Origin of the sequence: Streptantibioticus ferralitis, from assembly GCF_029223525.1 — a bacterium.
In the GTDB taxonomy this organism is placed as follows: Bacteria; Actinomycetota; Actinomycetes; order Streptomycetales; family Streptomycetaceae; genus Streptantibioticus_A; species Streptantibioticus_A ferralitis.
Genome location: NZ_JARHTQ010000020.1, coordinates 137,596 through 152,467, shown reverse-complemented (window position 1 = coordinate 152,467; position 14,872 = coordinate 137,596). Strand labels below are relative to the sequence as shown.

Annotated in this window: 6 protein-coding genes, 1 tRNA gene and 1 rRNA gene; 7 read left to right on the top strand and 1 reads right to left on the bottom strand. The window is 69.5% G+C overall.

The window, feature by feature from the left end; translation table 11 throughout:
* The first annotated feature begins 8 nt into the window (after positions 1–8).
* From rrf to P2L57_RS26665, 3 genes are all read left to right on the top strand, one after another.
* A 5S ribosomal RNA gene (rrf, locus tag P2L57_RS26675) occupies positions 9–125 on the top strand.
* A gap of 143 nt (positions 126–268) precedes the next feature.
* Positions 269–1,219 carry a DegT/DnrJ/EryC1/StrS family aminotransferase gene (locus P2L57_RS26670; RefSeq protein ID WP_275818624.1) on the top strand — a complete coding sequence of 317 codons (951 nt, stop codon included), beginning with the start codon at positions 269–271 and terminating at the stop codon, positions 1,217–1,219.
* Positions 1,220–1,283: 64 nt separating this feature from the next.
* Positions 1,284–1,356: transfer RNA gene (locus P2L57_RS26665), tRNA-Thr, on the top strand.
* A gap of 74 nt (positions 1,357–1,430) precedes the next feature.
* On the opposite strand, the gene P2L57_RS26660 is transcribed toward P2L57_RS26665, so the two are convergent.
* Positions 1,431–4,052, bottom strand: a complete 2,622-nt coding sequence (locus P2L57_RS26660) for a SpoIIE family protein phosphatase (RefSeq protein ID WP_372515936.1) — start codon at positions 4,050–4,052, stop codon at positions 1,431–1,433.
* A 402-nt stretch (positions 4,053–4,454) separates the two neighbouring features.
* Between P2L57_RS26660 and P2L57_RS26655 the strand changes: the two genes are divergently transcribed.
* From P2L57_RS26655 to P2L57_RS26640, 4 genes are all read left to right on the top strand, one after another.
* Positions 4,455–9,917, top strand: a complete 5,463-nt coding sequence (locus P2L57_RS26655) for a HAMP domain-containing protein (protein ID WP_275818622.1) — start codon at positions 4,455–4,457, stop codon at positions 9,915–9,917.
* Positions 9,918–10,239: 322 nt separating this feature from the next.
* Complete coding sequence (locus P2L57_RS26650) at positions 10,240–10,920, top strand: response regulator (RefSeq protein WP_275818621.1); 681 nt, start codon at positions 10,240–10,242, stop codon at positions 10,918–10,920.
* A 104-nt stretch (positions 10,921–11,024) separates the two neighbouring features.
* Positions 11,025–13,799: a DNA translocase FtsK gene (locus P2L57_RS26645; RefSeq protein ID WP_275818620.1), complete on the top strand. Its 2,775-nt coding sequence runs from the start codon at positions 11,025–11,027 to the stop codon at positions 13,797–13,799.
* Between the two features lie 247 nt (positions 13,800–14,046).
* Positions 14,047–14,853 (top strand): RodZ domain-containing protein, encoded by an 807-nt coding sequence (locus P2L57_RS26640; RefSeq protein WP_275818619.1) that lies wholly within the window; start codon positions 14,047–14,049, stop codon positions 14,851–14,853.
* Positions 14,854–14,872 lie beyond the last annotated feature (19 nt).

Sequence of the window (14,872 nt, the reverse complement as noted above, 5' to 3'; positions counted from 1 at the left end):
CATAGTGTTTCGGTGGTCATAGCGTTAGGGAAACGCCCGGTTACATTCCGAACCCGGAAGCTAAGCCTTTCAGCGCCGATGGTACTGCAGGGGGGACCCTGTGGGAGAGTAGGACACCGCCGAACAAGTTTTCACAGAGCCTCAGTTCCCACGCCTCGGCGTGGGAACTGAGGCTTTTTGCGTTTTCATCATCCGTCGTTCACCCGCCGCTTGGCCGCCGATCGTCGGGCCTCGGGACTCTGGCGACCTCAACGACTGGAGGTGCGGCGTGAAGCCAAGCGGCAGCGTGGTCGAGGGATCGTTGGTCGCCGCGTTCGAGAGCGAGTTCGCGGACCTCGTGGGCGGGCGGCACTGCGTCGCCGTACAAGAGGGGTACTGCGCCCTTCGGTTGTCACTCGTCGCGCTGGGGGTGGTACCGGGCGACGAGGTGATCGTGCCCTCGTACGGTCCTGCGGCCGCGATCGAGGCCGTCCGGCTCGCGGGTGCCACCCCGGTCTTCGCCGACATCGATCCGCAGAGCTTCTGCCTGGACCCGGACGCGGTCGCTGCCGCGGTCACCTGGCGCACCGTCGCCATAGTCGCCGGCCACCGGTTCGGCCACCCGGCGCCCATGCGCCGTCTGGCCGAGCTGGCAGGCCGCCATGGGCTGGCCCTGATAGAGGACGCGTCGCAGGCCTGCGGTGCCGAGTTGGACCGCCAACCCGTCGGCACCTTCGGTGTGTTGGCGGCGTTCAGCCTTGCCGTGGTCACGGAAGATCCACGACTCGCCCGCAAGGTGCGGGAGTTGCGTACGCCGGACACCCGGCCGACGGAGGAATCTGCGGTCGCGGGACGGGGGGAGTTGGAGCGCGTCGCTGGATTCGCCGCCCGGCGGCGGGCTAACGCCCGTGTCTTCGACTCGGCGTTGAAGGGCGTGCACGTACCGTACGTGGCCGCCGGAGCGCGGCACGTCTATTACCGGTACGTGGTGCGGGTGCCCGGAAACGGGCGGCCGGACCGTGACGCGTTCGCCAGGGCACTGGCAAGTCGCGGCGTGGATGCGGGAATTCCGGTACCTACCCCGCTGCACCGCATTCCCGCTTTCCGTACGTCGGCCGATTTGCCGCACACGGAGCAGGCGGCCGCCGAAACACTGTCACTGCCGGTGCATCCACTGCTCACCGAGCGCGAGGTGGAGCGAATCGTCTCGGCCTGCAACGCACTGGGTGGGTTGCTTTAGACCGGTCCCCGGCGGTCAATTTCTGGTCGGCGTGAGAATGAGCTACGATCTTCTCCGTCGGCGCGCCCCAATAGCTCAGTCGGCAGAGCGTCTCCATGGTAAGGAGAAGGTCTACGGTTCGATTCCGTATTGGGGCTCAGATGACGAAGGCCCCCGCCCGGTTACCTACCGGCGGGGGCCTTCGTGCATTTCGGCGCGCAGCGTCGGGAGTTCACAGCTCCGGGACCTGGAGTTCCGGGACGCGCATCGCCAGGATCGCCATGTCGTCCGATGGCGCGTCGGCGGCGAACCGCTCCACCGCGCGCTGTACTCGGGCCGCCACGGCGCCCGCCGTGAGGCCGGTGCTCTGCGCGAGGACTTCGGCGAGTCCGTCGTCGCCCAGCATCCGGCTGCCCTCACGGCGTTCGGTGACACCGTCGGTCACGCACAACAGCACATCCCCGGGGGCGAGCGTCACGGTCTGCTCGATCAGCTCCAGGTCCTCCAACACGCCCAGCAGCGGCTGCGGTTCCGCGGCCGGTTCCACACTGCCGTTCTGGCGGAGCCGTAGCGGCAGCGGGTGTCCGGCGCAGACGACCTTCAAAACGGCGCTGCCGTCGCGCTGCGGCCACAACTCCCCGTAGAGCAGGGTCAGGAAGCGGCTGCGGGCGCCCTCGTCGAGGATGGCGGCGTTGAGCCGCTCCAGTACCGCGGGACCGCCGAAGCCCTCCCTGGCGAGCAGCCGCAGGGCGTGCCGGGCGAGGCCGGTGACCGCGGCCGCCTCCGGTCCCGTACCGCACACGTCGCCGATGGCGAAGCCCCAGCAGCCTTCGCGGATCGGGAAGAGGTCGTAGAAGTCGCCGCCGACCTCGTTGCCTTCGCCCGCGGCCTGGTAGATCACCTCGACCTCGACGCCGGGGATCTGCGGCAGCTCGGGCGGCAGCAGGCTGCGCTGCAGCGACTGGCTGATGGCGGTGCGCTCGGAGTACAACCGGGCGTTGTCCAGAGCCAGTGCGGCCCGGCGGGACAGGTCCTCGGCGAGTTCCAGGATCTCCTGGCGGAAGCGCTCGTCGGACGGCTTGCCCAGGGTGAGCATGCCGATCACGCGGTTGCGGGCGACCAGCGGCAGTACCACCGTCTCCCCGCCGACGGCGGAGGCGGTGGCGTGCGCGCCGGTGCCGGTGGCCGGGCGGCCCGCTTCGGCCAGGCCCAGGCTGCGCAGGGAGGCGCGGAGTGCGGTGGAGTGGGCGGCGTCGGACGGCGCGGTCCACACCCGGGCGCCCGGGGTCGGGTCGGGGGAGGGCGGAGCGATCCTGGACAGCAGGGCCTTGAGCCCGTCGATCCGGTCCTCGTCCTCGTGCAGGACGAAGGCCAGCTCCGGCTCGGCCTGCTCGGCGATGGTGTAGACGGCGCACCAGCTGGCCAGGGTGGGCACGGTCATCTGGGCCATCAGTGCCAGCGTCTGGTCGCGTTCCAGCGTTCCGGCCAGCAGGTCGGAGGCCTCGACGAGGAACGACAGGGATCCGCGGCGGAGGCGTTCCAGCTCGGTGAGGCGGGCGCTCTCGACGGCGAGTGCGATCCGGTCCGCGGCGAACTGCAGGCGCAGCGCCTCTTCGTTGCTGTAGCGGCCGGGGAACTCGGCGGCGACGCCGAGGGAGCCGGTCAGCCGCCCCTCCACCTTGAGCGGAACGGTGACGACTGACCGCATGCCGGTACCGGCCAGCAGCGGTACGGCGCCCGGCGCGGCGATGAGGTCCTCGTGCACGGCGGGCATCCGGGCGCTGCCGTAGCGGCCGGTACCCGCCTCGACGGGCACCCGGGCGAACCGCTGGCGGGCGGCGGGCAGGCCGGTGGAGGCCCGTACCTCCAGCTCGGTCTCGTCGTCGGTGGCGAGCAGGAGATAGGCCGCGTCACCGTCGAGCATGTCGCGGGCGCGCTCCACGGTGCGCTGCAGCAGGCCGTCGAGGTCGTCGGGGGCCGGGGAGCCGATGAAGACCTCGAAGGGGTCGGCGGTGATCTTGCCTCGGTCGGTCTGCGTGGGGTCCGGTACCGATCCGCGCAGCGGCCCTTGCAGGACGGCGCGTTCGTGCTCCCGTACCAGCAGGCAGACCGTGGACGGTTCGCCGGAGGTGTCGCGTACCCGCAGATGGGAGCCGTACACCGGCTGGACCTTGCCGTCGGCGCCGCGCAGCCCGTACGACCCCTCCCAGCGGGAGAGCCGCATCGCCTCGGCGAGGCCGAAGCCGGTGCCGGGGGTCTGCGGCCAGGCGGTGAGGTCGCCGAGTGCCTTGCCGACGACCTGCTGCGGGGAGTGGCCGAACAGCGACTGGGCGTCCTCGTTCCAGCCGCTGATGATGCCGTCGCGGTCGACCTGGATGACGCCGACGCGGACCTGGGCGTCGGCGAGGGGCAGCGAGGTGAGCGGCAGCGCGGGGCCCGCGGAGCGGGTACCGGCCGGGCGTTCCGGCAGGTCCAGCTGGAACCAGACCTGCTTGTGGGTCGGGGCGTACTCCACGCCCCACCGGGAGGCCAGTGCCGAGCACAGGATGAGTCCCCGGCCGCCCTCGCGGTCGGGGGAGCTGGTGCGGTCCCCGTCGTGCAGCGGAACTTCGCGTTCGGGGTAGTGGTCGGCGACCTCGATGCGGACGGAGGCCGGATAGCGCAGGCACAGTACGTCGGCGGCGGTGCCCGCGTGTACGACGGCGTTGGTGACCAGTTCGCTGGTGAGGACGACGGCGTCGTCGACCACGTCGCTGAAGCCCCAACCCTGCAAGGTATCGCGGACGAAGGCACGTGCGGTGGCGACCGAGCGCCCGACCGGCTCGAAGGTGGCGGCTGCACGCGCGGTGATCAATTGGCTCCTCATGTGTCGCGGGTCACTCGGGTCGTCGCTGGTTCGCTGCTCTCCCACATGGCGCAGCCAAGTCTCGGGCACGCTGGCCGTGGCCGGTACAGGCCCCCGTTCGGCGCTCTGCTCGCGCATGTCGCGGCACCCCTCCGCTGCCCAGGTGTACGCCCGGCTCTTGGCGGGCAACCGGATGCCAGGTTACTTACCCACCTGGGGCGCGCGTGCGCCGGTTGCGGGTGTTTTCCGTCGGGATCCGTCGGGATCGCTCTGTCGGAACCACACCGGGGTTTGGTATGCGATGCTGCCGAACCGTTATGGCCGGGGGCCGGCATGGTGAAACACTGGGAAGGCCTTGGGCAGAGGCAAGGGCCAGGGCAAGTCGACGTTCGACCCTCCGGGAGGGACACGGTGGAGTCTGGTGCATCGTCGCGTGGCGGGGCCACGCGTACGAAAGGCGCGCGTTCCCGCGTCAACGGGACCGTCGAGGTCGACTCAGCCGCTCTGCACAGGATGCTGTCCGCGCTTGTTTCCATGCGGGACGGGAACTTCCGCAAACGGCTGACGGTCTCCGGGGACGGGGTGATGGCCGAGATCGCCGCCGTCTTCAACGAGGTGGCGGACCGTAACCAGCACCTCACCGGGGAGTTGGCGCGGGTCCGGCGGGTCGTCGGCCGGGAGGGCAAGCTCACCGAGCGCCTGGAGATCGGGGCCTGCGAGGGCTCGTGGGCGGCCGCGATCGACGCCTCGAACGCGCTGGTGGACGATCTCGTACGGCCGGTGTCCGAGGTCGGGCGGGTGCTGTCGGCGGTCGCCGAGGGCGATCTGGAGCAGCGCATGGACCTGCGCTCGCAGGGTCCGGACGGTTCGGCGCATCCGCTGCGCGGGGAGTTCCTCAAGGTGGGCCGTACCGTCAACGGCCTGGTCGACCAGTTGTCCGCGTTCACCGACGAGGTGACGCGGGTGGCCAGTGAGGTCGGGACCGAGGGCAAGCTGGGCGGGCAGGCCCGGGTGCGCGGTATGTCGGGCTCCTGGAAGGACCTGACGGACTCGGTCAACACGATGGCCTCCCGGCTGACGGCCCAGGTGCGCGACATCGCGCTGGTCACCACGGCGGTGGCCAAGGGGGATCTGTCGCGGAAGGTCACGGTTCATGTGGCCGGCGAGATGCTGGAGTTGAAGAACACCGTCAACACGATGGTGGACCAGTTGTCGTCCTTCGCCTCCGAAGTGACGCGGGTGGCCCGCGAGGTGGGCACCGAGGGTGAACTCGGCGGCCAGGCGCAGGTGCCCGGTGTCGCGGGTGTCTGGAAGGATCTGACGGACTCGGTCAACACCATGGCCGGGAACCTGACCGCGCAGGTGCGGGACATCGCGCAGGTGACGACTGCGGTGGCCAACGGTGATCTGTCGCAGAAGATCACGATCGCGGCGCGCGGCGAGGTGGCCCAGCTCGCCGAGACGATCAACGGGATGACCGAGACGCTGCGCACCTTCGCGGACGAGGTGACCCGGGTCGCGGGCGAGGTCGGTGCCGAGGGTCTGCTGGGCGGTCAGGCGCAGGTTCCGGGTGCGGCGGGCACTTGGAAGGACCTGACGGACTCGGTGAACACCGCGTTCCGGAACCTGACCGCGCAGGTGCGGGACATCGCGCAGGTGACGACGGCGGTGGCCAACGGTGATCTGTCGCAGAAGGTGACGGTCGACGTCTCCGGCGAGATGCTGGAGTTGAAGAACACCGTCAACACGATGGTGGACCAGCTGTCGTCGTTCGGCTCCGAAGTGACCCGGGTGGCTCGGGAGATCGGCGTCGAGGGTGAACTCGGCGGTCAGGCGCAGGTGCCGGGTGCGGCCGGTACCTGGAAGGACCTGACGGACTCGGTGAACACCGCGTTCCGGAACCTCACCGGCCAGGTGCGCAACATCGCGCAGGTGACGACGGCGGTGGCCAACGGTGATCTGTCGCAGAAGGTGACGGTCGACGTCTCCGGCGAGATGCTCCAGTTGAAGAACACCGTCAACACCATGGTGGACCAACTCTCCTCGTTCGCCGCCCAGGTGACGCGGATGGCCCGCGATGTGGGTACGGAGGGGCGTCTGGGTGGTCAGGCGGAGGTGCCCGGCGTGTCGGGTACCTGGAAGGACCTGACCGACTCCGTCAACTTCATGGCGGGCAACCTCACTTCGCAGGTCCGGCAGATCGCCCAGGTGACGACGGCGGTGGCGCGCGGTGATCTGTCGCAGAAGATCGAGGTCGACGCGCGTGGCGAGATCCTGGAGCTGAAGAACACCATCAACACGATGGTCGACCAGCTCTCCGCCTTCGCCGACCAGGTGACCCGGGTGGCCCGCGAGGTGGGTACCGAGGGCCGCCTCGGCGGTCAGGCGCAGGTGCCCGGTGTGGCGGGCGTGTGGCGTGATCTGACGGATTCGGTGAACGGCATGGCCGGCAACCTGACCGCCCAGGTCCGCAACATCGCGCAGGTCGCCACGGCGGTGGCGCGCGGTGATCTGTCGCAGAAGATCGACGTGGACGCGCGTGGCGAGATCCTGGAGCTGAAGAACACCCTGAACACGATGGTCGACCAGCTCTCGGCGTTCGCCGAGCAGGTGACCCGGGTGGCCCGCGAGGTGGGCACCGAGGGCATCCTGGGCGGCCAGGCCGATGTGAAGGGCGTGTCGGGCACCTGGAAGGACCTGACGCAGTCTGTGAACGGCATGGCGTCAAACCTGACGGGCCAGGTCCGCAACATCGCCGAGGTGACGACGGCGGTCGCCCAGGGCGACCTGTCGAAGAAGATCACGGTTGACGCCAAGGGCGAGATCCTCGAACTGGTCACCACCGTCAACACGATGGTGGACCAGCTCTCCGCGTTCGGTGACGAGGTGACCCGGGTCGCGCGCGAGGTGGGCACGGAGGGCCGCCTCGGCGGTCAGGCCCGGGTGCGTGATGTGTCCGGCATCTGGAAGGACCTCACCGAGAACGTCAACATCATGGCGAACAACCTGACGTCGCAGGTGCGCAGCATCGCGACGGTCTCCACCGCGGTGGCCAACGGAGATCTGACGAAGAAGGTCACCGTGGAGGCGCGCGGTGAGGTCGCGCAGCTCGCCGAGACCATCAACACGATGGTGGACACGCTGTCCGCCTTCGGTGACGAGGTGACCCGGGTGGCCCGCGAGGTGGGCACCGAGGGCGAGTTGGGCGGTCAGGCCCGGGTGCCGGGTGTGTCGGGTACCTGGAAGGACCTCACCGAGTCGGTGAACTCGATGGCGTCCAACCTCACCAACCAGGTGCGCAACATCGCGATGGTGACCACGGCCGTGGCGCGCGGTGACCTGTCCAAGAAGATCGACGTGGACGCGCGCGGTGAGATCCTGGAGCTGAAGACGACCATCAACACCATGGTCGGCCAGCTGTCGGCGTTCGGTGACGAGGTGACCCGGGTCGCGCGGGAGGTGGGTACCGAGGGCCGCCTCGGCGGTCAGGCGCGGGTGCCGGGTGTATCCGGCATCTGGAAGGACCTCACGGACTCCGTGAACCTGATGGCGAACAACCTGACCAACCAGGTGCGCAACATCGCCGAGGTCGCCACGGCGGTGACCCGCGGTGACCTCAATCTGCGCATCGACGCGGACGCGGCGGGCGAGATCCTGGAGCTCCAGGACAACATCAACACGATGATCGTCAAGCTCCGCGAGACCACCTTGGCCAACAAGGAGCAGGACTGGCTCAAGGGCAACCTGGCCCGCATCTCCGGCCTGATGCAGGGCCGCCGCGACCTGGTGGACGTGGCGGCGCTCATCATGAGCGAGCTGACCCCGGTGGTCTCCGCGCAGCACGGTGCGTTCTTCCTGGCCCAGGAGGTCGCGACGGGCGGTGAGCGCGGGGAGATCGGCGGCGCCGACGCCGAGCCGTACGAGCTGCGGCTGATCGGCTCCTACGGCTACTCGCGGCGGACCATGCCGACCTCGTTCCTGCCGGGGGAGTCGCTCATCGGGCAGGCGGCGGTGGAGCGGCGCACGATCCTGGTGGAGAACGTGCCGCCCGGCTACCTCAAGATCGCTTCGGGGCTGGGTGAGGCGCCGCCCGCCCATGTCATCGTGCTGCCGCTGCTGTTCGAGGACCGGGTCCTGGGCGTGATCGAGCTGGCCTCCTTCCAGCCGCTCACCCAGATCCAGAAGGACTTCCTCAGCCAGATCGCGGAGATGATCGCGACCAGCGTCAACACCATCTCGGTCAACACCAAGACGGAGGGGCTGCTGGAGCAGTCCCAGGAGCTCACCGCACAACTGCGGGAGCGTTCCGCCGAGTTGGAGAACCGGCAGAAGGCACTGCAGGCATCCAACGCCGAACTGGAGGAGAAGGCCGAGCTGCTGGCCCAGCAGAACCGCGACATCGAGGTGAAGAACACCGAGATCGAGGAGGCCCGGCAGGTCCTGGAGGAGCGCGCCGAGCAGCTCGCGGTCTCCATGCGCTACAAGTCCGAGTTCCTCGCCAACATGTCGCACGAGCTGCGCACCCCGCTCAACTCGCTGCTGATCCTGGCCAAGTTGCTCGCCGACAACGCCGACGGCAACCTGTCGCCCAAGCAGGTGGAGTTCTCCGAAACCATCCACGGCGCGGGTTCCGATCTGCTCCAGCTGATCAATGACATCCTCGATCTGTCGAAGGTCGAGGCGGGCAAGATGGACGTCAGCCCGACCCGTATCGCCCTGGTCCAGCTGGTCGACTACGTGGAGGCCACCTTCCGGCCGCTCACCGTGGAGAAGGGCCTGGACTTCTCGGTCCGGGTCTCGCCCGAGCTGCCGATGACCCTGCACACCGACGAGCAGCGGCTGCTGCAGGTGCTGCGCAACCTGCTGTCCAACGCGGTGAAGTTCACCGACGCGGGCGCCGTCGAGCTGGTCATCCGCCCGGCGGGCAAGGAGATCCCGATCGCGATCCGCGAGCAGATGCTGGAGTCCGGCTCGCTGCGCGACCCCGACCAGGACATGATCGCGTTCTCGGTCACCGACACCGGCATCGGCATCGCGGCGAGCAAGATGCGGGTCATCTTCGAGGCGTTCAAGCAGGCCGACGGCACGACCAGCCGCAAGTACGGCGGCACCGGCCTCGGCCTGTCCATCAGCCGCGAGATCGCCCGGCTGCTCGGCGGTGAGATCCACGCGGACAGCGAGCCGGGCCGCGGCTCGACGTTCACGCTCTACCTGCCGCTCAGCACCGGCGAACTGCCCACCAGGGAGCAGGCGTCCAGGATGGACGGCGCCGCGTCGGCCGATGAGCTGGCCGCCGTGGAGATGCCCGGGGAGGAGCCCGACCGCGGCGCGTACGGCCGCGGCGGCGGGCTGGCGCGGCTGCGCCGCCGGGCGGTGCCGTCCCCGGACCGTGCCGCACAACCCGGCAGGGTCGGGCAGCAGCCGGGAGCCGACTCCTGGGTGGACGGCGGCCGGCAGGACGGCGTGCGGCGCACTGAGCGCGCCGCACGGGGCGGCTTCAGCGGGCAGAAGGTGCTGATCGTCGACGACGACATCCGCAATGTCTTCGCGCTGACCAGTGTGCTGGAGCAGCACGGACTGGTAGTGCTGTACGCGGAGAACGGCCGTGAGGGCATCGAGGTGCTGGAGCAGCACGACGATGTCGCCGTTGTCCTGATGGACATCATGATGCCGGAGATGGATGGCTATGCCACCACGTCGGCGATCCGTCGGATGCCGCAGTTCGCCGGGCTGCCGATCATCGCGCTGACCGCGAAGGCGATGAAGGGTGACCGGGAGAAGAGCATCGAGTCCGGCGCGTCCGACTACGTCACCAAGCCGGTGGACACCGATCACCTGCTGTCGGTCATGGAACAGTGGATGCGGGCGCGTTGAGACGGGCGAAGGCGAACAGCGCGAGGCGGGCCGGGGGAAGGGAGCCGGGTGAGAGCCGGATGAGAATGCGTCATCGCACAACAAGGCGTGCTCGAAGGGGTGTGAGAGTGCGGTATGCAGGGAACCTTCTGGTCTCCCGCCACGTTTCTGCTAGGTGCACAGTGACATGGCGGTGACAGGGTGTGGCGAGCGACGGGGTGCGGCTACCATGACCGGCACAAGGACGGGCGGCGTACAGGAGTCGTCCCTGGGGGCGGCGCCCGGTGCTTCCCCGAGCTCATCGAGCAGGGGAGGCCCCATGCCGGGCCGAGGAGGACGGGCTATGGTGCAGAAGGCCAAGATCCTCCTGGTCGATGACCGGCCGGAGAATCTGCTGGCGCTGGAGGCCATCCTCTCCGCGCTCGATCAGACGCTGGTTCGGGCATCGTCCGGGGAGGAGGCGCTCAAAGCGCTGCTCACGGACGATTTCGCGGTGATCCTGCTCGATGTGCAGATGCCGGGCATGGACGGGTTCGAGACCGCCGCGCACATCAAGCGCCGCGAACGCACCCGCGACATCCCGATCATCTTCCTGACCGCCATCAACCACGGTCCGCACCACACCTTCCGTGGTTACGCGGCGGGTGCGGTGGACTACATCTCCAAGCCGTTCGACCCGTGGGTGCTCAGGGCGAAGGTCTCGGTCTTCGTCGAGCTCTACATGAAGAACTGCCAGCTGCGTGAGCAGGCCGCCCTGCTGCGCCTGCAGTTGGAGCAGGGCGGGCACCAGGGAGCCGACGGGGCCAGGGAGCCCGCCGGGCTGATCGCCGAACTGTCCGCCCGGCTCGCGGCGGTGGAGGAGCAGGCGGAGGCGCTGTCCAAGCAGCTGGACGACTCCGCCGACGCCGCCGCGGTGGCCACCGCGGCACATCTGGAGCGCAAGCTGACCGGGCTGCGGCGGGCGTTGGACGCACTGGAGCCGGGCGCCGACCCGGGGCCGTCGTCGGTGCCCCCGCAAGGATGACCGGTTGACGCCGCGTCACCCTTGCTACATCTGGGCCGCGACACGAACGGGCGTATGCGACGCCTCGTACCTGGCCCTGGGGCAACGGCGGTAACCTCGGCACCATGGCCTCACGTACGTCCGGCAAGGGTTCGAGCGGCTCTGCGGCTCCCGCCAAGCGCACCGGGCGCACGTCGGGTGCCGGGGCGGGCGCCGCGAAGAAGAAGGCGCCCGCCAAGAAGACCGCGGGGAAGGCACGTCCGGCGGCGAAGAAGGCGCCCGCCAAGCGGGCCGCTGCCCCCAAGGCCGCGCCCAAACCGGCGCCGAGTCCCACCCGTCCGATCCTGCGTCTGCTGCGCGCGCTGTGGCTCGGTCTCGCGCACAGCGTGGGCGCGGTGTTCCGCGGTGTGGGCCGCGGCGCCCGGGGGCTGGACCCGGCGCACCGCAAGGACGGTCTGGCGCTGCTGCTGCTCGGACTCGCGCTGGTGATCGCGGCCGGCACCTGGTCCAACCTCAGCGGCCCGGTCGGCGATCTGATCGACATGCTGGTGACCGGCGCGTTCGGGCGGCTCGACCTGCTGGTGCCGATACTGCTGGGTGTCGTCGCCGTCCGCCTGATGCGCCATCCGGAACAGCCGGAGGCCAACGGGCGCATCGTCATCGGCCTGTCCGCGCTGATCATCGGCGTACTCGGGCTGATCCACATCGGTTGCGGCGCGCCCGGGCGAGGACAGGGCGCGCAGGCGCTGCGGGACGCGGGCGGCATGATCGGCTGGGCCGCCTCCAAGCCGCTGCTGTTCACCGTCGGCTCGGCGCTGGCCGTCGCGCTGCTGGTGCTGCTGTCGGTCTTCGGGCTGCTGGTGGTCACCGCCACCCCGGTCAACGCGATTCCGCATCGGCTCAGACAACTCGGCACCCGGCTCGGGCTGTACGACGCGGGTGACGACGACGGGTACGACCACAACGACGAGCCGTACGAGGAAGCCGCGTACGGCGAACCGGACGATGAGCCGCGGCCCCGCCGGTCCCGTACCCGCCGGGCCGCTCCGGCCGACGTCGTGGACGCCGCGGTGGTGGAGGCCGAGGAACTGGGCCGCCGCCGCTCGCGGCGCGGCCAGGGCGGGCCTGTGGACTTCTCCAAGCCCGGCCCGGCGCGTGGCGAACCCGACCCGGTCGATGTCGCCGCGGCGGCCGCGGCCGCGCTGGACGGCGCCGTGCTGCACGGGGTCCACCCGTCGCCGGTCGTCGCCGACATCACCAGCCGGATCTCGATGGTCAAGGGCGGGCAGGGGTCGGCGGTACCGGCCGCGCGCGCCGAGGAGTCCGCGCCCCCGGCCGACGCCGTACCGGACCTGACCAAGAAGCCCGCGCCCCCGGTCGCCGATCCGCTGCCCCCGCGCGCCGAGCAGCTTCAGCTCTCCGGCGACATCACCTACGCACTGCCGTCGCTGGACCTTCTGGAGCGCGGCGGTCCCGGCCGCACCCGCAGCGCCGCCAACGACGCCGTGGTCGCCTCGCTGTCCGGTGTCTTCTCCGAGTTCAAGGTCGACGCCTCGGTCACCGGCTTCACCCGCGGACCGACGGTCACCCGCTACGAGGTCGAACTCGGCCCGGCGGTCAAGGTCGAGCGGATCACCGCCCTCACCAAGAACATCGCGTACGCGGTCGCCAGTCCGGACGTGCGGATCATAAGTCCGATTCCGGGCAAGTCGGCGGTCGGCATCGAGATCCCCAACTCCGACCGGGAGATGGTCAACCTCGGCGATGTGCTGCGCTCGGCGGACGCGGCAGGCGAGGAACATCCGATGACGGTCGGCCTGGGCAAGGACGTCGAGGGCGGCTATGTGATGGCCAACCTCGCCAAGATGCCGCATGTCCTGGTCGCCGGTGCCACCGGATCCGGTAAGTCCTCCTGTATCAACTGTCTGATCACCTCGATCATGGCCCGGGCCACCCCGGACGAGGTCCGCATGGTGCTGGTGGACCCCAAACGCGTCGAACTGACCGCTTACGAAGGCATTCCGCATCTGATCACGCCGATCATCACCAACCCGAAGAAGGCCGCCGAGGCGCTGCAGTGGGTGGTCCGGGAGATGGACCTGCGCTACGACGACCTCGCGGCGTACGGCTTCCGCCACATCGACGACTTCAACGCGGCGGTGCGGTCGGGGAAGGCCAAACCGCCCGAGGGCAGCGAACGCGAACTGACCCCGTATCCGTATCTGCTGGTGATCGTCGATGAGTTGGCGGACCTGATGATGGTCGCGCCGCGCGATGTAGAGGACTCCATCGTCCGCATCACCCAGCTCGCCCGCGCGGCCGGAATCCATCTGGTGCTGGCCACCCAGCGGCCGAGCGTCGATGTCGTCACCGGCCTGATCAAGGCGAACGTGCCCTCCCGGCTGGCCTTCGCCACCTCCTCGCTCGCCGACAGCCGGGTCATCCTCGACCAGCCGGGCGCCGAGAAGCTGATCGGCAAGGGCGACGGGCTGTTCCTGCCGATGGGCGCCAACAAGCCGATCCGGCTGCAGGGCGCGTTCGTCACCGAGGCCGAGGTCTCCGCCGTCGTCGACCACTGCAAGTCCCAGCTCACCCCGGTCTTCCGGGACGACGTCACCGGTCCCGGCGGCGCCAGGCGGGAGATCGACGAGGAGATCGGCGACGACCTCGACCTGTTGCTGCAGGCCGCGGAGCTGGTGGTGTCCACCCAGTTCGGCTCGACTTCGATGCTTCAGCGCAAACTCCGCGTGGGGTTCGCGAAAGCGGGCAGACTCATGGACCTGATGGAATCGCGCAACATCGTCGGGCCGAGCGAGGGCTCCAAGGCGCGCGACGTCCTGGTCAAGCCCGACGAGTTGGACGGGGTGCTCGCCGTGATCCGCGGTGACGCCCAGCCCTGAGCGCGGTCGTGCCGTCACCCGGACGGTCCATTCGGGTCGGCGGAACGGGCAACCGTAAGCGCTGTTCGTACGTCAAACGGGGGCAGAGGGCAGGCAGATGGCCGACGGCCGACGGAGGAACATCCGGTGGTCAAGACCAGGTGGACCCTGGTGGCGGACAAAGTAATCTCGTCCGCTTGCCCGATGCTTGCCTACCGCCCCTAAACTGTATTTCCAGCAGGTGGCTACACGCTCGAAAGGCGCCCCCGTGTCCATCGGCAACTCACCTTCCGACGCAGCTTCCGAGGCACCCCTGTCCATCGGCCGCGCCCTGCAGCGGGCACGTCTCGACGCCGGTCTGACCGTCGAAGAGATAAGCGCGGCCACTCGGGTACGGGCGCCCCTCGTGCATGCGATCGAGCAGGACGACTTCTCCCGCTGCGGCGGCGACGTCTACGCCCGAGGCCATGTCCGTACGCTCGCGCGTGCGGTGGGTCTCGATCCGGCGCCGCTGATCGAGAGCTATGACGGCGAGCACGGCGGAAGACCCAGCCCCACTCATGTGGCGCCGGTCTACGAGGCGGAGAAGATCCGCCCCGAGCCGCGCCGCCCCAACTGGACCGCGGCCATGGTCGCGGCGATCGTGATCGTGGTCGGTTTCGTCGGCTTCACGATGTTCAGCGGTGCGCGCAGTGGAAGCGAGTCGATGGCGGGGAACGCCTCGCAGGCCCATCCCAGCGCCCCCCAGCCGTCCCACACGCCCCCCACCAAGCGCCCGGAGCCCAGCCGCAGCGCCATCGCCGCCGCCCCGGCCGACAAGGTCACCGTGAAACTCACCGCCGACGGCGGCAAGAGCTGGGTCACCGCGACGGCCAACGACGGGCACTCGCTCTTCGAAGGACTGTTGGACCAGGGACAGTCGAAGACCTTCACCGACGACAAGAAGATCTCCCTGGTGCTCGGCAACGCCGGCGCGGTGAAGATGTTCGTCAACGGCAAGGATCTCGGCACCGCGGGCAGCGACGGCCAGCTGGTCCGCACCAACTTCACCCCCGGCAATCCGCAGGCCGGATAACCAGCGGGAAGGAGCACCC

Coding starts and splice junctions, on each gene's coding strand:
- P2L57_RS26645 (WP_275818620.1), top strand. CDS start 11,025: ATGGCCTCACGTACGTCCGGCAAGGGTTCGAGCGGCTCTGCGGCTCCC.
- P2L57_RS26650 (WP_275818621.1), top strand. CDS start 10,240: ATGGTGCAGAAGGCCAAGATCCTCCTGGTCGATGACCGGCCGGAGAAT.